17 protein-coding genes are annotated in these 22,502 nt (G+C 68.5%); 7 read left to right on the forward strand and 10 right to left on the reverse strand.

All coding sequences use genetic code 11. The features are described 5' to 3' along the window. Positions 1 to 360: 360 nt before the first annotated feature. Positions 361 to 735 carry a hypothetical protein gene (locus tag BU204_RS35585; protein WP_158073561.1) on the reverse strand — a complete coding sequence of 125 codons (375 nt, stop codon included), beginning with the start codon at positions 733 to 735 and terminating at the stop codon, positions 361 to 363. Between the two features lie 666 nt (positions 736 to 1,401). Between BU204_RS35585 and BU204_RS40450 the strand changes: the two genes are divergently transcribed. Further along, complete coding sequence (locus BU204_RS40450) at positions 1,402 to 1,542, forward strand: hypothetical protein (RefSeq protein ID WP_158073562.1); 141 nt, start codon at positions 1,402 to 1,404, stop codon at positions 1,540 to 1,542. Here BU204_RS40450 and BU204_RS35590 read toward each other — a convergent pair. The 7 genes from BU204_RS35590 to BU204_RS35620 all read right to left on the reverse strand — a co-directional run bounded on the left by BU204_RS35590 (position 1,539) and on the right by BU204_RS35620 (position 12,137). After that, positions 1,539 to 1,919: a hypothetical protein gene (locus BU204_RS35590; RefSeq protein ID WP_083661928.1), complete on the reverse strand. Its 381-nt coding sequence runs from the start codon at positions 1,917 to 1,919 to the stop codon at positions 1,539 to 1,541. The genes BU204_RS40450 and BU204_RS35590 overlap by 4 nt on opposite strands. Beyond that, the gene (locus BU204_RS35595; protein ID WP_143229982.1) at positions 1,916 to 2,338 is read right to left on the reverse strand and encodes a hypothetical protein; all 423 of its coding nucleotides are present in this window, start codon (positions 2,336 to 2,338) and stop codon (positions 1,916 to 1,918) included. The genes BU204_RS35590 and BU204_RS35595 overlap by 4 nt, the downstream gene beginning before the upstream one ends. A gap of 1,985 nt (positions 2,339 to 4,323) precedes the next feature. After that, entirely contained in the window at positions 4,324 to 4,872 is a 549-nt protein-coding gene (locus BU204_RS35600; RefSeq protein WP_143229983.1) for a tetratricopeptide repeat protein, read from the reverse strand. Between the two features lie 255 nt (positions 4,873 to 5,127). Then, positions 5,128 to 8,715, reverse strand: coding sequence for a S8 family serine peptidase (locus BU204_RS35605; protein WP_075130219.1), 3,588 nt, complete (start codon positions 8,713 to 8,715; stop codon positions 5,128 to 5,130). A gap of 442 nt (positions 8,716 to 9,157) precedes the next feature. Then, positions 9,158 to 9,700 carry a cupin domain-containing protein gene (locus BU204_RS35610; RefSeq protein ID WP_075130220.1) on the reverse strand — a complete coding sequence of 181 codons (543 nt, stop codon included), beginning with the start codon at positions 9,698 to 9,700 and terminating at the stop codon, positions 9,158 to 9,160. A gap of 26 nt (positions 9,701 to 9,726) precedes the next feature. Next, positions 9,727 to 11,355 carry a long-chain fatty acid--CoA ligase gene (locus BU204_RS35615; RefSeq protein ID WP_075130221.1) on the reverse strand — a complete coding sequence of 543 codons (1,629 nt, stop codon included), beginning with the start codon at positions 11,353 to 11,355 and terminating at the stop codon, positions 9,727 to 9,729. 110 nt (positions 11,356 to 11,465) lie between these two features. Then, a complete protein-coding gene (locus BU204_RS35620) occupies positions 11,466 to 12,137 on the reverse strand; it encodes a TetR/AcrR family transcriptional regulator (RefSeq protein ID WP_075130222.1) in 672 nt (223 codons plus the stop codon). 102 nt (positions 12,138 to 12,239) lie between these two features. Here BU204_RS35620 and BU204_RS35625 point away from each other — a divergent pair, with 102 nt between their 5' ends. Next, positions 12,240 to 13,280: an LLM class flavin-dependent oxidoreductase gene (locus tag BU204_RS35625; RefSeq protein ID WP_075130223.1), complete on the forward strand. Its 1,041-nt coding sequence runs from the start codon at positions 12,240 to 12,242 to the stop codon at positions 13,278 to 13,280. A gap of 13 nt (positions 13,281 to 13,293) precedes the next feature. Here BU204_RS35625 and BU204_RS35630 read toward each other — a convergent pair whose 3' ends face one another. Further along, a complete protein-coding gene (locus BU204_RS35630; RefSeq protein ID WP_075130232.1) occupies positions 13,294 to 13,953 on the reverse strand; it encodes a TetR/AcrR family transcriptional regulator in 660 nt (219 codons plus the stop codon). 136 nt (positions 13,954 to 14,089) lie between these two features. Between BU204_RS35630 and BU204_RS35635 the strand changes: the two genes are divergently transcribed. Genes BU204_RS35635 through BU204_RS35650 form a run of 4 tightly spaced genes read left to right on the forward strand, consistent with a single transcriptional unit; the run spans position 14,090 to position 18,652 of the window. Continuing rightward, positions 14,090 to 15,109 carry a sugar ABC transporter substrate-binding protein gene (locus BU204_RS35635; protein ID WP_075130224.1) on the forward strand — a complete coding sequence of 340 codons (1,020 nt, stop codon included), beginning with the start codon at positions 14,090 to 14,092 and terminating at the stop codon, positions 15,107 to 15,109. Continuing rightward, the gene (locus tag BU204_RS40455; protein WP_075130225.1) at positions 15,106 to 16,629 is read left to right on the forward strand and encodes a sugar ABC transporter ATP-binding protein; all 1,524 of its coding nucleotides are present in this window, start codon (positions 15,106 to 15,108) and stop codon (positions 16,627 to 16,629) included. The genes BU204_RS35635 and BU204_RS40455 overlap by 4 nt, the downstream gene beginning before the upstream one ends. Continuing rightward, positions 16,626 to 17,633, forward strand: coding sequence for an ABC transporter permease (locus BU204_RS35645; RefSeq protein WP_083661931.1), 1,008 nt, complete (start codon positions 16,626 to 16,628; stop codon positions 17,631 to 17,633). The genes BU204_RS40455 and BU204_RS35645 overlap by 4 nt, the downstream gene beginning before the upstream one ends. Beyond that, positions 17,630 to 18,652 (forward strand): ABC transporter permease, encoded by a 1,023-nt coding sequence (locus BU204_RS35650; protein ID WP_083661932.1) that lies wholly within the window; start codon positions 17,630 to 17,632, stop codon positions 18,650 to 18,652. Before BU204_RS35645 ends, BU204_RS35650 begins: the two co-directional genes overlap by 4 nt. 311 nt (positions 18,653 to 18,963) lie before the next feature. Here the strand turns inward: BU204_RS35650 and BU204_RS35655 are convergent, their stop codons facing one another. Further along, complete coding sequence (locus BU204_RS35655; protein ID WP_233161010.1) at positions 18,964 to 20,184, reverse strand: alpha/beta hydrolase family protein; 1,221 nt, start codon at positions 20,182 to 20,184, stop codon at positions 18,964 to 18,966. A gap of 628 nt (positions 20,185 to 20,812) precedes the next feature. On the opposite strand from BU204_RS35655, the gene BU204_RS35665 reads away from it, so the two are divergent. Beyond that, the gene (locus tag BU204_RS35665; protein WP_143229984.1) at positions 20,813 to 22,030 is read left to right on the forward strand and encodes an outer membrane protein assembly factor BamB family protein; all 1,218 of its coding nucleotides are present in this window, start codon (positions 20,813 to 20,815) and stop codon (positions 22,028 to 22,030) included. The last annotated feature ends 472 nt before the right edge of the window (positions 22,031 to 22,502 follow it).

A 22,502-nucleotide genomic window follows, 5' to 3' on the forward strand; every position in this document is an offset into this window, starting at 1 on the left:
AAGATCAACCAGCCACGCCGACCAAGATCTCAAACACGTTCTAAGGGAGTAATCTTTGATAAACCTAGCTGCATATTCAGGCGACACGCGATATCCCTTTGAAATTTAGCTTCATATAACCGTCAAGTGCCTCAGCAGTCTCCAGAAAAGGCCCGAATTCCTCTTTCCGCGTGCTCGAACCCCAGCGGTCAGGCATACCTTGAAATGCAGCGACTCCAGCATCTCGTTCCGCCCAACCTCCCCAAGAACCGGAGGCTCCACTCAGTGCGACAATCTTAGAGGAGTGGATCAGAGCACCGGTGATGTCATCCTCAGGCTTGTTGTTTAGCGTCAGCACAGCGTGGCTGCGCGCGGCCATGCTCAGCCGGCACGCTGGGTCTTCATCCAGTAACTGTACGCAGCATCGTACAATTCTCGGTACTGGCCCAGAGGAACGGTTGACATCACGAGCGAGCTTTCCACCAGGTCTCTACTCCATGGGTCCCTTCCCGTCACAATGGTCACCGCTCCCTCGTACACGAACCCACGGACCAGCCACTCGTCGAAGGACTCCGCGTTTCCCAGAAGCGACCCGTCGTTGATCTCGTCGTCCGACTTGGTCGCAGCAAACGCCGATGCCGGATCACGAGGTTGCCGCCCCAGCCGACCATCCTCCACTTGAACAAGATCCCCCAACTTCCGCATCGCCGTATATACGAAGCACGGCTCGTCATCACCTACCAACTCACCAGCCACGACAAGCTGCAAACGATACATGTCCGAGCCTGGCGACGGTGACACTACGAAACCGAACTGACCATCGTCGCTCAGAAATCTTACTATTTCATCCTTCCGACCTGGATAGAAACAAATTGCATCTCGATCGGTACTGGAGTTCCGTTCTTTGCGACACCGTTCGTGCTTCCACTCCAGTTCCAGTTACCATTATCGTCGAGAAGTAACGATAGTACACAGCCCTTTCTTCCGCTACCTATTTCGGTCCAGTGGGCGCCTTCGGCAGGACACTATTCGCGAACTGCTCCTCGGCGTCAGCAGGCAAGACCGCTTTTTTCGGGTTGTAGGGGTTCGGTCCGCCGTACGGGTCGTGATGCCCCGAGTTTTCCAGCGTGCATCCGTCAGCGTCATTGTGGACGAGTAGCCGCTCGGTTCCCGCCGAGACGTAGTACGTGTGGGTTCCCTCTGACACTAAGATTGTGAACACGCGATACGCCCGCTCCGGCCGACCGGACGACAAGCCTGCCGAGCCCTCGGCGCTGTAGAGGTCCACGTTGGGGCGAAGCGCACCCGCCGAGATCCAGCGTCCTTGGTCCTCATATAACTGGTGGGCCAGGTCAGCAGGCCCTGTTCCGGCGTGTTGCTACTCGAAATAGTACACCGGGCGCGTCCGTACAGTCCCGGTCGATGGGCGTCGTGATCCAGATCGTTGCTGACGAGGCGGAGGGCGGGCCTCGTACCGGGGTTGTACTCGGCTTGTCCGACATCGCCGCCAGCGGCGACCTGGGCGCCAAGACCGCGTTCGAGGGTTTTGAGGACGCGCCCTAGCCTTGCGCTGGACACAGCTTTAAATATACGGAATCGGCTCTCACCTCGATCTCACCGAAATTTCCCTTGAGAAGATATACGTTATTGCGAGAGTCGAATGAATCGATGTTTCCATAATCGGTTTCACCGGACGCGTCTCGGGCTGGAGGGAGCCCTTGTCCGATCCAATTGAGGGTAGAAACTTTTTCGAAACGAAGCTCGCCGCGACGATAACAATGGCTCTCTCCACGCAGCGGAGCCTGGTAGTCCGGATGCTCCGGAAGCAATACGACGTCAAGATGAATTGTGAGTATTGCTGGGCGAGCCGAAATGTCCAGGACCCAGCTGTCTTCGAAGTAGAATGACCGCAGCTCGGCAATTTCAGTGTAGTTGATCACGGCAGGTCATATTCGATCGTAGTGTGGTTTCCGATGGACTTCCGAGTCACCGAGTTCTCATAAGAATCGATGCGCGCGCCGACCGCATTCCGCACTTCGACATGAGGACTGCCGCTACCAGGCGCGCCGTCGGTCATCCTGACCAACGGTGTCCGCCCGCCGCCGGACACCTCAACGGTCGCGGTCGTGGCACGGGTCGCGAAGGTGCCCGCCCCCGTTCTCGCGAGCGACGCGTCCACCGAGACCCACCCGCCGTCCCGGCGAACGCGAACCGGACCAAGCGACTGGTCCAACGTCCACGAACCATCCGGGTTCGCATAGGTCGTCGAGGTCTCCGAACGGAGGTTCACCGCCTCGACCCTGCGCCCCTGCACCCGGGCCGCCAGCGACGCCGACGCCTCGTCGGGCGCCTCGGTCACCGCCCGGACCGACGTGGGCGGCGCCGGCGAAAACGCCGCCACCACGACCCCGCCGACCAACGACAACACGAGCAGCGCGACCGACGAACGGCGCAGGAGTGATCGGGCGCGTGGGCGAGGACCACGCACCGAAGCGCGAAGCATTGTCGAGGAACCCCCGAGGCGGCTGCGCGTGTTCCCACGACCACGCGACCTGACAGTAACGACGTTACTGTCATCGATGAGTTCTTCATGGACAATCCGCCAAATGGGCTATCCAGAACGGCAGTTGCTCCCGTCACTGTCCGAGTAGAACTGTCCTTTCTATCCAGAGCCAGGTTATGTGAAATACCGACCGGCTCGCATGTGGGAAGATACTTGTTCGGGTCGGTTTCCGGTAGCCCGCCCGACCCGGCACGGCCTTCCATCCCTGGTAGGCGGGGTGCATGGTCCTGCCGTCGGCGATGTGTTCGAAGCTGTGGCAGTGGTCCATCCACAAGCCTGGACTGTCGACTCGGAAGGCGCCTCGTAGCGTTATCCGAGGGTGTTGAGCGTGTCCGTCCACCAGGGACTTCCGGTGGCGCGTCCGTCGCGGCTGTGTACGAGCTGTGGTGACCATGCAGGTGATCGAATGGTCTTCCGAATGCGCAGTTGAGGATGGTGACGTCGCCACGGCCCCGTGGCGATCCGAGGGTCCGGCCTGTGGGGTACACGCTGCCGTTGATCGTTGAGCGTTGCCCGAACTCTCCGTCGTAGAAAGGAAGGCCTCCCAGAGCAACAGGATGAACTGGCGGTCGAACCGGCTGTCCGGTCCGATGGTGGTGGCCGTGGGCGTGCCCTGGCCGATCGGGTCGAGCCCAGGTCCTTCCGCCACCGGTCTGACGTCGCCGGTGCCGTCCGGGGAGAGCACCAGGCCGGCGGTGGCCTCGCCCGCGGCGTTGTCGTCGCGGGTGATGGCGAGTCGAACCGTGCCCGGCGGCCCGGTGAACACCACGTCGTACCGGCCGCTGCCGAGGAGCAGCTGCCGTGAGGTGAGGTCCGTACCGGCGGTAGGAGTTGCGGTTCGATCAGGAGCGCCTAACGGCCCGCGCCGGAGCTGCTGGTAGGACGCCGGGTGCGAGTGGTGCCAGAAGTGCCCACCTGTTCGGCGAGGAACCGGTACACGTGCCGCCCGCCCGGTCCGCCGCGTCCTGGGTGAGGCCGGCCACTCCGTCCTTCGGAGTTCAAGGCGCCACGTGTCCCATCCTGTGATGATCGCCGGGCACGGGTCACTGAGCACCACCCAGCGCTACCTGCACCCAGACCGGCAGTCCGTCACCGGCCAGCTGCTGTCCCAACATCTACGGGCACCTCGGCGCGGACAGTTGCGGACAATCTGACTTCATGGTCCCTAAATGGTCCCAACGGGCGCCGGGAGACGATCTTGGCGAGATCAATTCCACGCACACGACAGAAGCCCCCTGAGCTGCCGAAACAGCCAGTTCAAACGGCTTCTAGGCGACCGTCGGCCTGACAGGATTTGAACCTGCGACCCCTTGACCCCCAGCATCGTTCCTGCACTTGTTTTACCTGCGAATATCGAGAATTCCCTGGATGGTGGGTCGATTGACTTCCTGTCATGACGGTTGGGGACGCCACAGGTTCACTCGACTCTCCCGAGTTTCTCCTTCGTCCTTTCTGACCACAACGACCCCTCCCGCTCGGCGATGGCCAACCAGGCGGACACCCTCTCGACCTGGCGGCGGTGCCGGTAGAGCGCGTCCGCGCCTCACCGTGGCCAGGTTGTCGCACGGCGCAGTGTGGTCGGCCATCGCCTCCCCGACGGCACGGGCCTCGTGCGCCAGGAGCCTTTGACTGAACACGGGTTGTCGGCATGCGCGTCGAACAGCGCGTTCGCGCGACACGCCCGTGCGACCTCGGCGAGCTCGGTTGTCGGGCAGCCTGTCAGGGGTGTGGGCGTGCCGTGGCGTCGGACGATCACGTTCGGCGATGGGCGGCGCGAGACGCTATCGGGGTGTGGGCAGCTCCCACGGCTGGACTGTCGCACCGCCGGGCTCGATCCCGTACTTCGCGATCTGTGTCGCCTCCTGGGTTTCGCCGGCTTGCCGCAGCGCATCCACGAGGCGGGACATCGTTGGTGGTGCGGAAGTGCGGCCGGGTAGGGGGTATGAATCATCGTCCCTTAGCGACTGCCGCAGTACCGCCGCGGCTTCGTCGTGGTGTCCAAGCAGTTCGAGTAGTTCGACCAGCTTGCTTCTGGCCAAGCCGCTCCCCTTCGCGGCTCGGGCCCGTAGTGTGGGCTCGGCAGCGTCGAGGCAGCCCAGTTCGCCCAGCGTGTCCACCAACTGGCCCATCCCCTGCGCCCCGTGTTCAGCGCTGAGGACGTACCAGTGAACTGCCCCCGCGATCCGGTTGTACCTCACCAGCCAGTCGGCCAGGCCCCACATCGCGCTGGGGTCACCCGGGGCGCCGTCGTCGCGGCGTTCGGCGTGGAAGCGCAGCAGTTGCCCGGCCTCCTGGTCGGCACCGGTGTCTCCCAGTCCTTCACCAGCCACCACAGTGCGATCGGGTCTCCCATGTCGGTGAGTTCGCGTAGCAGGGCGAGGCATTCTCTGTCCTCGTCCCGGCGGTCGAGCAGACGGAACAGGGACCACATGGCTGGTGGATACTTCGCCGCAGCACGCGGGCGCAGCGCTTCTACTTCCTCGAAGCTGTCATCGTGGGGGGATCGCCGGCCGCCCCGGGGGTCGCTCGCCCCGACCCGGACGCAGGTCGTGGACGGCGGGATGACCCCGGGGCGGCGGCGGTTCTCAGCGCAGGGCGTAGGCGCGGATCACGGTCTCGGTCACCTCGTTGCCGTCCCGGTCGGTGGCCACGGCGCGCAGGGACGCGAACCCGCCCGCCGCACCCCCCGGTGGGACAACCACCCGAGCACCGTCCACAGTGGCTTTCCGCCACGTTTTGCCCTCGTCGTAGGAGACCTCGACGGCAATCGAACGGACCCCCGCGGCACCCGCGCCCGGCTGGCGGACAGCGGTCACCGCGCCTCGTAGCCGCTCTCCCGCGGGTGCCCGGTTGTGATCGTCCAGCGGGAGGTCGAACCGCACGTCCAACAGCGGTAGCGCGACCCGCTCGGCGGTGCCGCCGGGTGCATGGAAGGTCCAGACGGCACTCGTGCGGGTGGACAGCGCCGGGTCCATCCCGGCCGCCGGCCGGGAGGCGGTGGCCTCGACCTCGAACCGGCCGGGCCCCGCCGGCAGGTCGAAGGTGCCGAGCCCGCCGACGTCGTCCCGCCGGCCGAGTTCCCGCCCCGCCGAACGCACCACCGTGCTCCCGGTGCTCGTCGGGTCGAAGTCGCCGGCGTTGCCCGGGTCGCTGTCAGCGAACATCGGAACGGACAGCGTGAGCCGGTCGCGCTGGCGATAGGCCCACGGCATCGGCCGGCCGTCCTGCTGGCTGGTGTGCGGCGTGGTCAGCTCGGGACCGAACGGCGCGCCGAAGACGCGGGAGCGACGCCGTTCGCCCGGTTCGAGGGTCACCGGCAGCACGAACTCCGCCGCCCCTCGGCCCTGCTCGTCGAACGCGGTCGAGCCGTACATGGTCAGGCTCACCCCCGGACTCACGTGCTCGGTGCGCCGAGCCGGCCAGGCCACCTCCACGTCCGCGTTGGCCTGGAAGCCGCCGAGGGTGAAGGTCGCCGGCATGTACCGGTAAGTGCCGTGGGGCTGGGTGTCGACCAGGGTCCGGTCGATCCTCCCGAGGTCGCGGCGGTGGAAGTCGAACGCGTGACCGGCGGGGATCCCTCCGTGCACGGCGTCGGCGAGGAAGTAGTCCGCCGGGCTGTTCGCCCGCCCGATCACGTTCGCCCGTATCGGCGCCAGCTCCTGCATCTGCTGGACGTCACGCCAGTCGAACGTCATCACGACCGGGAGGGCGAGCGGTCCCTGCGTCGACAGGTCCCACTGGGGGTTGAAGAACGACAGCACGAGCTTCGCCCCGCGTTCGGCGAGCAGCTCGATGCCCTCCCGCAGCTGCTCTCCCGGCGGCTCCTGCGGGTCGTCCCAGTCCACCGGAGCGATCAACGCGATCTTCCCCCGGACGTCGCCCGCGGCGTCGATCGCCGCCCGGTCGGCGTGGCCCACCTGGACCACGTCGGCGGTGAGCGAACCGGTGAACCGTGGGTAGGAGGAGACGTAGGTCGACTCCAGCTCGAAGCCTCCCGGCCCCTGGACCGTCACCGTGGCGAACGGGTGGGTCCAGTAGCTGAAGTGGTGCAGCGCCACACCGTCCATCGGCGGGCTCGGGAGCACTTTCAGCGTGGCCCGGTGAGTGACCTTGCCGGGTCGGATCATCGAGGCCGACTTCCCGTTCACCGCCGAGGAGACCGCGTGCCCCCCGGCCATCTCGACACGCGCCTGCGGATCGTCGATCGAGCTCGTGACCGGCCTGCCCACGGTGGTGTCCACGACCAGCTCGGTGTCCCCGGCGACCCGGGTCGGCAGGACGTAGAGGGTGTCGGTGGACGTGTCGGTGTCCTGTGTCCGGCCCAGAACCCGGTAGTGCCCGGTGGGCACGACGAAGGTGGCGGTGTCGCCGTCGAGGAAGGCATCCCGGACCTCGCCGGTCGCCTCGTTCTGGACCAGCACCATCGACCGCTCCGGTTCGTCGTCCCCGGAGCGCACCCGCACGGTCAGCGTGTGCGTCTGCCCCGGCAGGTGGGCGGTGAGTGGCGTGGTCAGCTCGACACCGTCGCCGGTCGCGACCAACGCGCCGGAGACCTCGCCGAGCGGCTCGGCGGGCACCTCGGCGGTGACCGCGACGGCGACGCTCGACCGGGCCGGTATTTCGACCCGCGGGCGATCCAGGGTGAACCGGTGCGCTCCGGCACCGGTCAGCTCCAGCGCGAGGTCCAGCGTCACCGGTGCCGGGCCGTCGTTGACGAAGGTGACCGTGCGCTCGACAGCCGGTGCGGTGTCGGTCCCCAGCCGGCCGAACCCGAGCAGGCCCTCGGTACGCACGCGCTGGGCGACCCCGCGGGCGAGGTCGAGTCGCCCGGCGCCCTGGGTGTGGGTGTCGACACCGGGGAGGCGGTGCGTCGAGCCGACCAGCGCGCTCTTGATCTGCTCACCGGTCCACTCCGGGTGTTGACCGGCCAGGACCGCGGCGGCACCGGCCACGTGCGGGGCGGCCATCGACGTCCCGGACATGCGGACGTAGCGCTCGTCGACGGAGTCGGCGGGGTTCGTACCCTGCGCCCGGGCGGCCACGATGTCGGAGCCGGGCGCGCTGATCTCCGGCTTCAGGCCGTAGTCACCCTGTCGCGGGCCCCGGCTGGAGAACACCGAGGGCGTGTCGTCCTTGGTGACGCTGCCCACGGTCAGGGCCCGGTCCGCGGTGCCGGGCGCGGTCACAGTGCTCGGGGCGCCGGAGTTCCCGGCCGCGACGACGAACAGGGTGCCGCTGGACGCGGACAGCTCGTTCAGGGTTCGCGACACCAGGTCCGTGCCGTCTCCCGGCCCGGAGCCCAGGCTGAGGTTGACCACGTCGGCGCCGTGCTCGACAGCCCAGTGCATGCCCCGGATGAGGTTGGCCTCCGTGCCGCCGAACTCGCCGAGCACCTTGCCGACGAGCAGGCGCGCCCCCGGCGCGACCCCGGTGTGCTGACCCCCGCGCCCGGCGATCGTGCTGGCCACGTGGGTGCCGTGCCCGACGGTGTCGGTCGTGGCAGAGCCTTCTTCGGTGAAGTTCTCCGCCAAGTCGACGACGCCGCGCAGGTCGGGGTGGGTGGCGTCGTACCCGGAGTCGAGCACGGCCACGGTCACGCCGTCGCCGCGGAATCCCGATGCCCAGGCGGTAGGCGCGCCGACCTGCGGCACGCTCTCCTCGAGAGCGGGCAGAACCCGCCCGTTGAGGTGGATCGTGCCGGCTCCCCGCGCGGTGGACAGCCGGCGCCAGGCCGTGCCGTCCTTGTCCGCGTCGACGACGCTCAACCCCGGCGCCACCGATCGCCCGTGCGGCGCGCCCTCGACGATGAGCGGCACGATCTGGCTCGCGTGGTCGTCGAGCCCCTGCCGGACGAGCTCGGTGACGTCGAAGAGGCGACGGTCGACCCGTCCCGCCGCGACGAGCGGCGCGGCGTCAGCGGGCACCACGTACTGGTGGCCGGCCATCTCGTACTGCCAGACGGACTGGTTCTCCCGGCCGGGGGCCATCCGCACGCCGGCCACGCGGCCGCCGCGCAGGCGAACCTCGTCGCCGGTGAGAAGGGTGATCGTCGTGAGTTCCACGGTCCGGTCCGGAGCGGCGCCGGAGGGCTCGGCCGAGACGAGCGGCCCCGCCAGCAGCGTGGACACGAGGGCGGCACCGGCCAGGAGACCGGCGGGTCTGCGCAGGGTCATGTCCCAACCCACGCCTCCCGTCGCCGCCCGGTTGCAATGAGGTTCGCTCCCGGCCCTCGGCCAGCGGGTCTTCACCTCGGTGATCGGGTTGGGCCATTCAGGTAGACAAGCGTCAGGCCCCTGTTCCCCCCGCCGCGCCGCCCATGGGGTTCCGGTGTACGGCCTGTTCGAGTCAGGGAACGAGCGAGGCCGGCGATGGGTCGTCGAGCTGGGTTTCGCGAGGTGCTCGGCGTTCGCGGGTTCCGTGCGCTCTGGGCCGCGGACCTGCTGTCGGTCGCCGGGGACCAACTCGCCTGGTCGGGCTGGCCGTGCTCGTCTGCGCGCAGAGCTCCTCGGCGGGCCTGACCACGCTCGCCTACGCCCGCGCCTCCGTCGCCGTCTTCCTGGCGCGCACCGCGCCTCCTGGATCCGCCACGTCCGCACGTCTGTGCGACGCGCTGTGTCAGGAAACTCGTTCGGCGCCGACGAGGATGTAACACATGAGTGCGGGCTTGTCACTGCGGTTGTGCCAGGCATGGCGGGTTCCTCGTTGCACGACGCAGGCCCCGGGGGTGAGCCTGACCTCCTCGCCGTTGTCGAGTTCGAGGTGGAGTTCGCCTTCCAGGCAGATGCCGTAGTCAACCGTGTCCGTGGTGTGCATGCCGGGACTGTCCGGCTCGAACACTCCCATGAGGCCCGGGAGTTTCTCCTCGGCCTCGGCGGCGAGCTCGTCGGGGTCGGCGAGTTGCTCGGGCGCCGAGGACTCCGGAGCCCAACGGAGGAACAGCACCCTGGTGCCGCCCGCGCCCGGGAAGAAGGGGAACAGCTTCGGCTGCTGTGGTGTCGTGCCGACGGTCGCTGTGCCATCCTCGGTGCCCCACATCAGGTAGAACTCCGAGCCGGGAATGGCTCCGACGACGACGGGCTTACCCGGTTCGTCGGTGACGAACACCGAGGTGCCGTCGGCCTCGCGGCCGGTGACGATGAGACGCGGCTGGATCGCCATTGAGCATCGCTCCTTCGTGTCGGTTTCTAGTCCGCCCGGGGACCGGGGTGCTCGTGGTTGCGGGCACGCAGGGTCTGTTTGGAGAACTTCCCGGTCGCGGTCTTGGGGATCTCGCCGATGAACTCGACCCTCTCCGGGATCCACCACTGGGCCACCCGGCCCCGGAGGTGTTCGCGGATGTCGTCCCCGGACACCTGTTCTCCCGGTCGTGGCACGACATAGGCGAGGGGGCGTTCACCCCACTTCGGATCGTCGACACCGACGATGGCCGCTTCCACTACGGATGGGTGCGCCATGATCGCGTTCTCCAGGTCGACCGAGGAGATCCACTCACCACCGGACTTCACGAGGTCCTTCGAGCGGTCGACGATACGCACGTAGCCGTGGCGATCGATGGTGGCGACGTCCCCGGTGCGCAGCCACCCGTCCGCGGTGAACGCTTCCGGTGCCGGCTGGGCACCGAAGTACGCCGAGGCGATGGTGGCTCCCGCTGCTTGCAGCTCGCCCGGTGTGGCGCCGTCCCACGGCAGTTCTGCGCCGGTGCCGTCGACGATCCGCAGTTGGGTGAGCGGGACCGCCGGCCCGGGTGTGCCGACCAGTCTCCGCTGCTGGTCGGACGTGAGGTGGTCGTGCGCGGTGGCCACCCGCGAGACCGTCACCACCGGACTGGTTTCGGTCATCCCCCAGGCGTTGGTCATCGGCACCCCGAGAATTCGTTGGTACGCCTCGGACAGTGCCTCGTCGACCGCGCCGCCGCCGCACACGAGCTGCCGCAGGGCCGACAGGTCGTACTCCTCCAGCAGAGGCAGCAGGCCACGCCAGATCGTGGCCACCGCACCGCTGAAGGTCACCCGGTGCCGCGCCATCTGGGACGCCAGAGCGTGCGGGATCGTCATCGGCCCGGGCAGCACGAGGTCCGCCCCGCAGACCATCGCCGCGTACGGCAGTCCCCAGGCGTTGACGTGGAACATCGGCACGATCGGCATCACCACGTCTCGCTCGCCGAGTGCGAACGTGTCGGTCATCGTCAGCAGCAACGCGTGCAGCACGATCGAGCGATGGCTGTAGAGCACACCCTTCGGGTTCCCCGTGGTGCCTGAGGTGTAGCACAGCGCGGCGGCGCGGTACTCGTCCCCGACGACGAAGTCCTCGCGTCTCGGCCGCGCCTGGGCGAGCAGCTCCTCGTAGTCCAGTACCCGCGGGTCGTCCGGTATGGGTGTCTGGTCGCCGTCGTCCAGCACGATGATGTGGCGGACCGTGGGGAACTCGTCCACCATCGGCCAGATCGTGTCCAGGATGGACCGGTCGACGAACAGGACGTCGTCGGCCGCGTCATTAACGATGTAGCGGATCTGCTCGCTGAACAACCGGTGGTTGATGGTGTGCAGTACCCGGCCGGTGCACGGCACCGCCAGGTACAGCTCGACATGTCGCTGGTTGTTCCAGACGAAGGTGCCCACCCGCGCCTCTTCGGGCACGTCGAGCCGCTCGAGCACCTCGGCCAGCGCGCGAGCACGCCCGCACACCTCTCCCCAGCTCGCGGTGGTCTCCCCGGCCACGGCCGCGCTGATGATCCGCTTGTGAGGGAACATCTGCTCCACCCGGCCGATGAGCATCGGCAGCGACAACGGGCGATCCTGCATCAGACCCAGCATCCGGTGACACCTTCGTCCCTGAGCAAGCGGCACTTACTAAGCGCATAGTCAACAAGCGAGGAGCGGTTGTCAACCACGATGGCCGAGCAGGCGGAACCGACCTGGTGCGATCAGCGGACCGTGACGGTCCGCGGGCTGGCGGTCATGCGAATGGCGAGGTCGGCGTAGAACTCACCGAGCCGACTCGGGGAGTCCTCGCCGTCGAGCCGGTACCAGCGCACGAGATCGACGCCGAGCGACAGGATCGCGCGTGCCACCCGGTTCACGTCCTGGTCGGCGAAACGGTGGGCGTCCACCCTCCGGTGCACGGCGTTCCGGAACACGTCGTTGATCCGACCCCGCAGTTCCAGAACGTGCGCGTAGTGCTCCGGCTCCAGCGGGCTGAGCTCGTACTGGCAGATCCTGCCCACCGTGTGGTGGGTGGCGTGCCAGGTGACGAACCGCGCCACCAGCCAGCGCAGTCGTCCGTCGGCGTTCCCTGTGGAGGGCGCGGACCGAAGCTCTTCCAGGACCCGGGTGTGCCCGCTTCGCACCACCTCGAACAGCACCTCTTCCTTCGAGCTGAAGTGGACGTACAGCGCACCGGGGGTGAGTCCGATCGTTGTCGTGATGTCCCGCGTGGTCGTGCCGTGGAAACCCTTGACGGCGAAACACTCCACGGCCGAGCTCAGCAGCGCCTTGGCCACGTCGGCGAGGTCGTCGTCCCACAGGCGCTCGGAACCGTTCCTGGGCGGTGTGACCGCCGGGACGCCGCCACGTCGCGGCCCTCTCCTTCTCGCCATCCCCAGCCCCCTCGAGTGTCGACAGCCGTGCCTTGACGTCTCAGCAGACGTCAGTAACTATGCGCTTAGTATCTCTCAGAACTCAACGACGAGGAGAGCCTCATGCGGAAAGGCGTGGTCGTGACCGCGCGGCCCGGAGTCGAGGAACTCGCCGTGCGGGCCGAGAAGCTCGGGTTCACCAGCTTCTGGGTCTACGACACCCCCATGGTCAACGGTGATCCCTTCGTCGGCCTCGCCCTGTGCGCCAAGGCCACCAGCCGTATCAAACTCGGGATCGGGGTGACCTCACCGTTCCTGCGGGCGGCTCCGGCCGCCGCGGCGGCCGTCGCGAGCCTCAACGCGCTCGCGCCGGGACGGATCATCTGCGGTGTCGGAACCGGGAACACCGCGCGGCGCACACTGGGGATGAAACCGGCGAGGATGGCCGAGCTGGACCGCTTCACCCGACAGCTCCAGGAGCTGGTCGCTGGCGGCACCACCGAGTACCGGGAAGGCGAACGCGTCCGGGACGTGCGGTTCCTGCACCTCGGGCCATACGTGAACACCGAGGATCCGGTGGAGTTCGTGGTAGCCGCTTTCGGTCTCAAGGCGGCTGAGATCGCCGGCCGTCGAGGCGCGGGCACCATCTCCTTCGGTCTGCTCGACCCCGACGCCTGGTCGGCCTTCACCACCACCCGCGAGACCGCCGCCAAGCACGCCGGGCACGCACACCGGTCCGATTCCTACGTCATGACCTCCCTGCACGTCCTCGCGGACGGCGAAGCCCGGGACAGCGACCTGGCCAGGGACTCGATGGGACACGTCGCGATGGCACTGCTGACCTTCGCGGCCGACAACCCCGCTTTCGCCGAAGCCCTGACCGACGAGGAACAGGACGCGGTCCGGCGCCTTCTGGACCGGCGGGGTACCACCGCCACGGCGGAGGACCGGCACTTCAGCCTCTACACCAACTACCTCGGCCGGATCGCCGCCGAGGACCGCGACCTCGTCGTGCCCTCCCTGGTCGACAAGCTCGGCCTCGTCGGAACCAGGGACGAGCTCACCCGGCGCATCGCGGCGCTCGAGAGGTCCGGCATCGACGAGATCGTCATCCAGCCCGTCGTCGACCCGGAACGGGAACTGGCCGAGTGGGCCGAGCTCTGAACCGAACGCACGGTCAGCGATTATCGGTGCGTGCTCCGGGACGGGTGCCGCCGTGGGTGACCAACGTCAGCGCGAGGTCGGCGTAGAACTCGCCGAGCTGCTCCGGTGAGTCCGAGCCCTCCAGCTGGTACCAGCGAACCAGGTCGATGCTCAGCGACAGGATCGCGCGCGTGACGCGTTTGACGTCGATCTGGGCGAACGAGCCGTCGGCGACGCCGCGGGCGACCGCGTCGCGGAAGAACCTGTTGGTCTGATGGCGCAGCTCGAGAACCTCGTCGTAGTGCTGCGGGGCGAGCGCGGCCAACTCGTACTGGCAGACCCGTGCCGCCACGTGGTGACGGGCGTGCCACTCGACGTGCCGCGCCACGATCGCGCGCAGCCGGTCCGCCGGGTTCGCCGTGGTCAGGTCGGGCGTGCTGCGAATGTAGGTCAACGCCCTTTCGTGGCCGGTCCGGATGATCTCGAACAGGACCAGCTCCTTCGACGGGAAGTGCACGTAGAGCGCGCCGGGGGTGAGCTCGACGCCTTGGCAGATGTCGCGGGTGGTGGTCGCGTGGAAACCGTTCGAAGCGAAGCACCGCACGGCGGAGGACAGCAGCCCGCGCGGCACGTCGCCGAGCGCCTCGTCCCACAGGTCGGCGGAGTGGTCGGACAGCCAGGGATTGTCCGCCATGTCCCGCACCGTGAAGCGAGCTTGCCGTCGAGCCATCTGTGCATCGTCCTCTGCGTCGGATTCGAACTGAGCCTTGACACCAGAACCGTACCGAATGACTATGCGCTTAGTCAGTAGCTAGCTCAAGGGAGAGCGCATGTTCGGTATCGGCTCGCTTCGTCACGCACTACTCACCGGCGCCCTCGGGCTGGCCCTGCTGACCACCGCCTGTGCCGACAACACCGGTAGCTCCTCGTCACCGGATGGTGACTCCTCTTCGTTGCAGGGCAAGACGATCGCCCTGGTCGGCTACGGCAGCACCAACCCTTGGGGCGCGTACTTCAACAAGGTGTTCACCGAGCGGCTGGAGCCTACCGGGGTCGAGATCACCGACATGACCACGATGGATCCGGGCACGCAGGTGCAGAAGTTCAACCAGGCGATCGCGCAGCGACCGGACCTCGTCGTGGTGTCCATCCTGGACACGCAGGCGATGGCCGTGCCGATCAAGAAGGCCAGGACCGCCGGGATCCCGGTGCTGGCCGTCGACGGTCCGCCCGACCCGTCGGTGGCCGACGACGTCATGGCGGTGCTGTCGGACAACGAGAAGCTCGGCGAGTTCGCCGCCCAGAACATCATCGAAGGCCTGGAAGCCCAGGGCCGCGACTCCGGCAAGGTCATCGTCCTCACCGGCACGAAGTCCATGCTCGTCACCCAGCACCGCATGAAGGGCTTCGACCGGGTGATGGCGACAGCCCCGCAGTACCAGGTCGTCGAGGAACGGGACGCCAACTGGGATCCGAAGCTGTCCGGCGACATCGCCCAGCAGCTCCTGGCCAAGTACGGCCGGGACGGCGTGCAGGCGGCGTACGGCATGGCGGACTACATGGCCCTGCCGATCGTCCAGGCCGCCAAGCAGGCCGGCTTCCCGGTCGGCGGCAAGAACGGTCTGGTCGTCACCAGCAGCAACTGCTTCAAGGCGGGGATCGACGCCATCAAGGCGGGCGAGCTGTACGGCACGGCCACCGAGGACCCCGGCACGATCGCCGAACAGTCCGCGGACTACGTGCAGCGGTTCCTGGGCGGCGAGAACCCGCCGAGGACCGAGACGGTCAAGGAGGAGCGCGTGACCGCCGCGAACGTGGACCAGTTCGCCGAGCAGTGCAGCCACGCGTGAGCGCACCGGCGACCGGCGGGCCCCTCGACGCCTTCCTCCGCGTCGAGGGGCTGGCCCGAAGTTTCAACGGGGTGCCCGCCGTGCGAGACGTCTCGTTCACGGTCGGAGCGGGCGAGATCCACGCCCTGTGCGGTCACAACGGCGCCGGCAAGAGCACCGTGGTGAAGATGCTGTCCGGGCAGCTCGCGCCGGACGGTGGGCGCGTCGTCGTCGAGGGTGCGGTGGTGGAACCGAACAGCCGGCGGGCCGCCCAGCGGATGGGCGTCGCGCTCGTCGACCAGGAGCTGAGCGTCGTGCCGGCGCTGACCGTCCTGGAGAACATGCTCCTCGGGGACGTCACCGCACCGTTCGTCAACCGCAGGCGTGCCGCTGCCGCACGGTGCCGGCGGATCCTCGACGACATGGGTCTGGCGCACATCGACCCGGACCAGCCGCTCGCGGCACTCGGCATCGGGGAGCGCCAACTCGTGGAGATCGCGAAGGCGCTCAGTCAGGACGCGCGTCTGGTGATCCTCGACGAGCCGACGGCGACCCTCAGCGATGCCGAGACCGAGCACGTGTTCGCCGCGATCCGGCGGGTCGCCGGAATGGGCTGCTCGGTCATCTTCGTGTCCCACCGGCTGTCCGAGGTGCTGGAACTGTGTGCCTCGGTGACCGTGCTGCGGGACGGCCGCAGCGTCGCCACGATCCCGACCGAGGACCTGACCGTCGACGAGCTGATCGTGCGGATGCTCGGGTCGGCACCGCACCGGCTGTCGGGCACGCGCGGTCCCGACCGGGGCGACGGCCGCGCCATGCGGATCGAGCACCTGCACGTGCCGGGTCGGCTGGTGGACTTCACGCTCACCGCGACCGCCGGCCGTGTCCACGCGCTGGCCGGACAGCTCGGCAGCGGCGCCTCCGACGCCCTGCGCGCGCTCGCCGGGTTGCAGCCGCAGGCGACCGGCACCGTCGAGCTGAACGACCGACGAGTTCCTCTTCGCCACCCGGCGCGAGCCGCGCGCGCCGGTATCGCCTTCGTGTCCAACGACCGGAAGTCCGAGGGGCTCTTCCTCGGCATGTCGGTCGAACGGAACCTCCTCGCCACCCGCCTGCCCGGCCTCGCGCGCGCCGGGGTCGTCCGGCCGCGCCGGGAACGCCGCGCCGCCCTGTCACTGGCGCAGCGGTCGGGGCTGCCCGAGTACCGGCTCGACGCCGAGGTGCTGGCACTGAGCGGGGGGAACCAGCAGAAGGTCTTCGTCGGCCGTTGCCTCGGCCGCGACGACGTCCATGTTCTCCTGCTGGACGAGCCCACCCGCGGGGTGGACGTCGGCGGGCGTGCGGAGATCCACCGGCTGCTCCGCGAGGCCGCTGACCGCGGCCTCGTCGTGATCTTCGCGTCCACCGAGCTCGACGAACTGCTCGAGCTGGGCGACGTGATCATCACCATGCGGGACGGGCAGGTGGTCGGCCGGTACGAGGGTGAAGTCGACGGCGCGCTGCTGATGCGCGACATGACCCATGAGGCGGACGGGACATGAGCACTGACAACGGTCGTGGGACGGCGACCGCCCCACCAGTGCAGGGCGCGGGACCGCACCCGTCCCCGTCGTCGGCGGGCCGGCGGCCGACCGCGTTCGCCGCGGGACTCGCGGTCCTGCTGCTGGTGCTCGTCGCGCTGGCCGTGACGGCCCCCCGGTTCGCGACGGTCGACAACGTGCGGGCGATCCTCGCCTCGACCGCGTTCGTGGGCATCACGGCAATCGGCGCGACGCTCGTGATGATCGCCGGGTCCGTGGTGTCACTGGCCACTGCCCAGACCGCGACCGTCGTGGCCATGCTGTTCCTGGCCACGCAGCATCTCGGCCTGGGGACCGCGACGCTGGTCGCCGTCGCGGCCGGTGTCGCGGTCACCGCGTTGCAGGGAGCGGTCGTCGGTTACTGGAACGCGAACCCGATCGTGCTCACCATCGCGGCCGGGTTCGCGATCGGCGGGGGTGCCACCTGGTTCAGCGGCGGCACCCCGGTCTACCCGAGGACGAGTGCGTTCGAGGTCCTCAACTCGACCCCCCTCGGCCTGCCGCTGTCGGTGTACGTGCTGCTGGTGACCGCCGCGGTGGCCCAGTGGGTGCTGAGCCGCACGACGGCCGGCCGGCAGCTCTACCTGATCGGGGAGAACCGGCCGGCGGCGACCGCCGCCGGGTTGCCCGTGGGCCGGGTGACGGTGCTGGCCTGGGCGTTCTTCGGGGCGTGTGTCGCGATGACGGGCATCTTCCTGGCGTCGTTCAACACGTCCGCGACCGTCACACTCGGCGGCACCCTCACGCTCGACGCCATCGCCGCGGTGCTCGTGGGAGGTACGGCCATCGCCGGCGGCCACGGCTCCGCCCTGCGAACCCTGGGCGGCGCACTGCTCATCTCCGCCATCTCCGACGTGTTGCTGCTGCGCGGGTTCTCAACAGGGGTGCAGATCCTCGCGAAGGGAGTTCTCGTGCTGGCCGTCGTCATCACCGTGCACGTCCGCACCACGAGGAGCCGGCGATGATCCGAAGTCGACTGTCACGACCGGACCGGCTCATGCCGACGGTCTCACTCGGGCTCGTCCTGGTGGCCTTCCTGTGCACGCCCCTGGTGAGCGGCAAACCACTGGCGCTGTTCGATCTCTACAACGCGCTCCAGGGCTTCGCGCAGCTCGGCCTGCTGGCCCTCGCGATAGGCATCACGATGATCGCTGGCGAGTTCGACCTGTCGGTCGTGGGCACCTACGCGTTGGGCGGCATGCTCGCCGTGGAGTTCGGCCAGACCTCGCCGGTCCTGGGCGTCCTGGTCGCCATGGTCGCCGGCGCCGCCGTGGGGATGTCGCAGGGCGGACTGATCGCCTGGCTACGCATCCCGTCCATGCCGGTCACCCTCGCGACCTACATCGCTCTCCTCGGGCTGACCTACGCGATCTCGGGCGGGTTGAGCACCACCTATCCCAACGGCGACGCGACACTGTGGGTCGACCAGACGATCGCCGGAATCTTCTCCCCGAGGAGCCTGCTGACCCTCGCGGCCTTCCTCTCGGCCGCACTCCTGCTCGGATTCACGAGGCTGGGCCGTGAGCTGCGCGCCATCGGCGGCGACCGCCGGGCCAGCCGCGTCGCCGGCGTCGGCGTCGAACGGCGGCTCGTCGGGCTCTTCACCGCATCGGGCACGCTGGCCGGACTCGGGGGCGCGCTGCTCAGCTACAGCTTCGCGTCGGCCAACCCGGATCCCGGACTGCAGCCGCTGATTCTCGCCGCCGTCGGCGCGCTACTCGGCGGCGTCTCGCTGGCAGGCGGTCGCGGCACCCCGACCGGTCTGCTGGCCGGGACCCTGTCGGTGGCGCTGCTCGCACAGATCGTCGCCGTCACCGCCATCCCCGACTACTCCACCCAGCTGCTCTACGCGGCACTGCTGGCCGTGATCGTGGCGATCGAAAGCCCCGGGCTGCGCCACGTGCTGCCGCCACGATGGTCCAGAAACCGCCAAGCTGACCTACCAACTCCCGCCGGCACGAGAGAAGCAGCAGGACGACCGTGACCACAGTGGCCGCGGGGTTCCATTTCCGGGAGATGCCGCGCTGACGAGACCGCCGCTTTCGGCGAGCCGTTCCCACGGCCTGAGCGAGCTTCTGAGCCCGTGGCCGAGCAACGACCGCGCCGAGCGCGGCCGGTCGCGCCGACCAGACCGACGCTGAACCGCGAGTACATCGCCGCCATGGCCCTGGCGCTCGTCGACGACATCGGACGAGACAAGTTCTCCATGCGCCAGCCGGCGCCGCGCTCGGCGTGGATCCGATGGCGGTCTACCGGTACTTCACCCCCGAGTAGGGCCGGCTGGGCACCCGGTGTTCACAGCACGAACCGGATCTCGGGGTAGCGCGCTGATGGTCCGTCGAGCAAATGGCTGTTGTCGTGGCGCAGGTACCTGTCGAAGTAGGCGTCGACGTACGCGGGCACGACGCCGACTGCGCGTTGGCCGCCGATGGTGCCGACCACCTCGGTGATCTGGTCCGGGGTGAGCCCGAGCTGGGGTGCGGCCTGCCGCACCAGGACGGCGAAGTCTTCGAAGCTGGCGTGGGTCGAGCCCGCGAGGTGTAGTTGGAGTGTCGGACCGTGATGGTTGGTCCGGAATGCCGCCCATGTGGTGGCCTGGAGGGGATCCAGGTCCTGCTTTCCGAACTGGAGGAGCGGTCGGTGCGAGCCCGCCGCCGCCTCCGGTGTCCAGAGGGTTCCGGCCAGGTTGATCCCGGTGGTGATGCGGAAGTCGGTGTGCATGGCGTGCGCGGTTGTGGTGCCACCGTCGGAGTGGCCGAACATGCCCACCCGGTCGAGGTCGAGCGCGCCACGTAGGCCGCAGGGCAGGGACCGGTGTTCGTGGTCGGGGTTCTCCCCGTGGTTGATCGCGGCGAGTTGGTCGAGCACGAAGCGGGTGTCGGCGACACGGGCCCGGACCGCCCTGGAGGTCAACTCGATCTCGTTGTCCTCGGCGAGGTCGGGGATGGCGCCGGTCTCCACGTGTCCGTCGGGCAGTTCGACGACGCCGGCGTCGTGGATGTGGTCGATCGTGACCACGACGTAGCCGTGGCTGGCCAGGTCCTGGACCAGGGCGGTGGCGTCGCCGCGGTGGCCACCCAGGCCGTGGGAGTAGAGCACCACCGGCCGCCTGCCGCCATGCCGGCGCACCGGCGCGTCGAGACGTGCCGCGGTGATCGGCCAGGTGAAGACGGGAAGGCCGTTCGCCTGTTCATAGGCGCGTGCCGCCGCGGGCGTCAGCCACGGCGCGGGCGGATAGCCGTGAATCGCGGCGGCCGGGTACCAGAGCTGGATCATGAGTTCCCGGACGGGCCGGTCGGGCACCCAGGGATCGGGGCGGGACGTGTCGACGAGATGCAGTGACGTGGTGCCGACACGCTGCCGGCCGGTCGGCATGGGGAGCGTGAACCGGACCGGGGCGAGCTGGACCGCCCCTGCCGGTACGGCCGTGGCGACCGGTAGGCCTGAGGCCAGCAGGACGGTGGCGAGCAGCGTGCTGCGCCGTCGTAGCGGACGGGACATCGCGGTTATCTTCATGTGCATATCCCAGCCGCCTGAGGAGACCCACACAGTGGAGCGGACTCCCGTCTGTGTGGTGGGGCTGGTCCCATCGCGCGAGGCGGGGGCGGCGCGTACGTCTCGGCGTTCTGTTCGCTGTGGCTTTGGTGGTCGGTGCCGTTGAGGGCGAAGTAGCGCAGGGCGGCGAACTCGGCTTCGATCCAGTTCAGCCAGGATCCGTAGGTGGGCAGGAACACCCGCTCGACCTGGTGGTCGGTGTACCTGGCTGAGCACGTGACGCTGCTCGGGCGAACCCCGGGCCCGGGCCCCGACCACGGCTGACGGTCCACGCGGTGATCCCGAGGCGAGAGGCCCGCACATGACCATCGGCACCATCATCGCCGACGATCCGAACATCATCCGATCGGACTGGCCACGATCCACACATCGACGGCGTCGAGGCAACCAGCCTGCTCGCGGGACCCGACGTGTTGGTCCAAGCCATCCACGCCGCCGCCGAGGGAGACGCCCTCATCGCCCCCAGGGTCACCGCCCGCCAACGCAGGGCCCGTTCCTGACGGGACGCTGCCTTCGTTCGAGGAACCTTCCGGGTGATGTCTCGCTCAGGGCGTGCTCTCATTTCCGTGACAACAACCTGGGGGTGTCCGTGGACGAGGAGACCGGTGGACGAGGAGAGGGCCGGCCGACTGGCCACACCGTGGCCCTCGGCCTGTTGTGGCTGGCCATGCCGGTCATGTTCTGGATCGGCATCGCCATGGCGGTCAACGGCGAGGTCGTGTGCGGCACCCAGCCCAGCCTTCCCGTCTGCGACTCGGACACCAGAGATCTGGTGACCTGCCTCCCGCTCGCCGGTGCGGTGGTCGGTGCGGTGATCGGGGTCGGCGGCAGGCGTCAGGCCGTCAGCCGTGAGCGCACGCCGTATCCGTGGTTCTGCCTGGCGTGGGTGCCGTCGATTCTCGCGGTGGTCCTGGCCGGGAACATCGCGTCGACCGAGCCACGGGGTGTCGAGTCGACCACGGCGCGTGCGGTGCGGCCCGGCCCGGTACCCGCCGACGCGGACACCACGAGATGGGTGTGGCACCCGCCGGAGGACATGACCGTCGGCGACCTGATGCCCGCTGACGGGGTGGTGCGGGGTGGAGCGGGGGTCATCGTGGGGGTGGAGGACGGGGTGATCGCGCTGGACGGTGCCACCGGCAAGGAACGCTGGCACTACCGGTCGGCCGGCGGCATCAGGTCCGAACTCGCGGCCAGCCCGGACGGGCAGCTCGTAGCATTCGCCATGTACAACGCCGACACGCAGGGCACGGTCGTGCTCGACGCGATGACCGGCGAACGGGTAGGCACCGTGCCAGGGGGCATGGGGCTCTACGCCGCGATGACCAACCACACGGTCACCACGGTCGACAACTCCGAAACCACGGTGAGTGGCGACGACCCGCACGGGCGCCACCACTGGGAGTTCACGTTGCAGAACGACTGCATGCTCCTGTTCGCGACACCGAACCCGGTGCCGAGCGCCGACATCGCCACGGTCGGGATGGCTTGCGGCGTCGACGACTCCCTGCGGGCACATCCACCGGCGGAGCCCTGGCCGGTGCCGGTGACCGTCACGCTCGTCGGTCTCGACGACCGGACCGGTGCCGAGCGCTGGCGGTTCTCCCGGGAGGGCCTGCGGACCGCCGACCTGACCCACCTCCCCGGCGGAACCGTCCTGCTGGAAGGCGACACCTCCGCCTGGGCCATCGACCCGGACACCGGCGCCGCTCGGGTGGACACCGCGGTACGCGACCAGAACGATCCGATACCGGCCCCCGGCGCCTGGGTCACCGCCGAGGAGACCGAGATCGTCGGCCTGTTCTGATCGCACCCCGGCAAGAACTTCCCTCAGCGGGCCGCGGGCCGCGGGCTCGTCGCGAAGCGGGGTGCGGGGGGAATCCCTAGCTGGTCAGCGCACTTTTTGATCTGCGTTGACACGGTAGGGGTCAGCAACTGGTCCGATCACTGTCAGCTCAGACGCCTACCGAGGGCAGATCGCCCCGCAGGGGCACCGAGATTCGTCCACGGCACGCGACGTTCCTGTGGAGCCGCAGCAAGCCGACGAAGCGAATGTACGACTCAGCCTTCCCACACCTGATAGCTGACTGCGGTGCTCCTTGGGGTGCTCCGCGGCGGCGGCCCGGACCGGTACACCCCGACATCCGCCGACAGCTGCGAACGTCAACTACCTGCGGGAACGGTACGCGGCGACAGCTCACGAAACGACGCGGCGCGTCCGGCCGCTGGCCCTTAGAAGTCGTTTCAGAATGAGCGGTGTGTCGGCTGGCAGTAGTTGA

The organism is Actinophytocola xanthii (assembly GCF_001921205.1).
In the GTDB taxonomy this organism is placed as follows: Bacteria; Actinomycetota; Actinomycetes; order Mycobacteriales; family Pseudonocardiaceae; genus Actinophytocola; species Actinophytocola xanthii.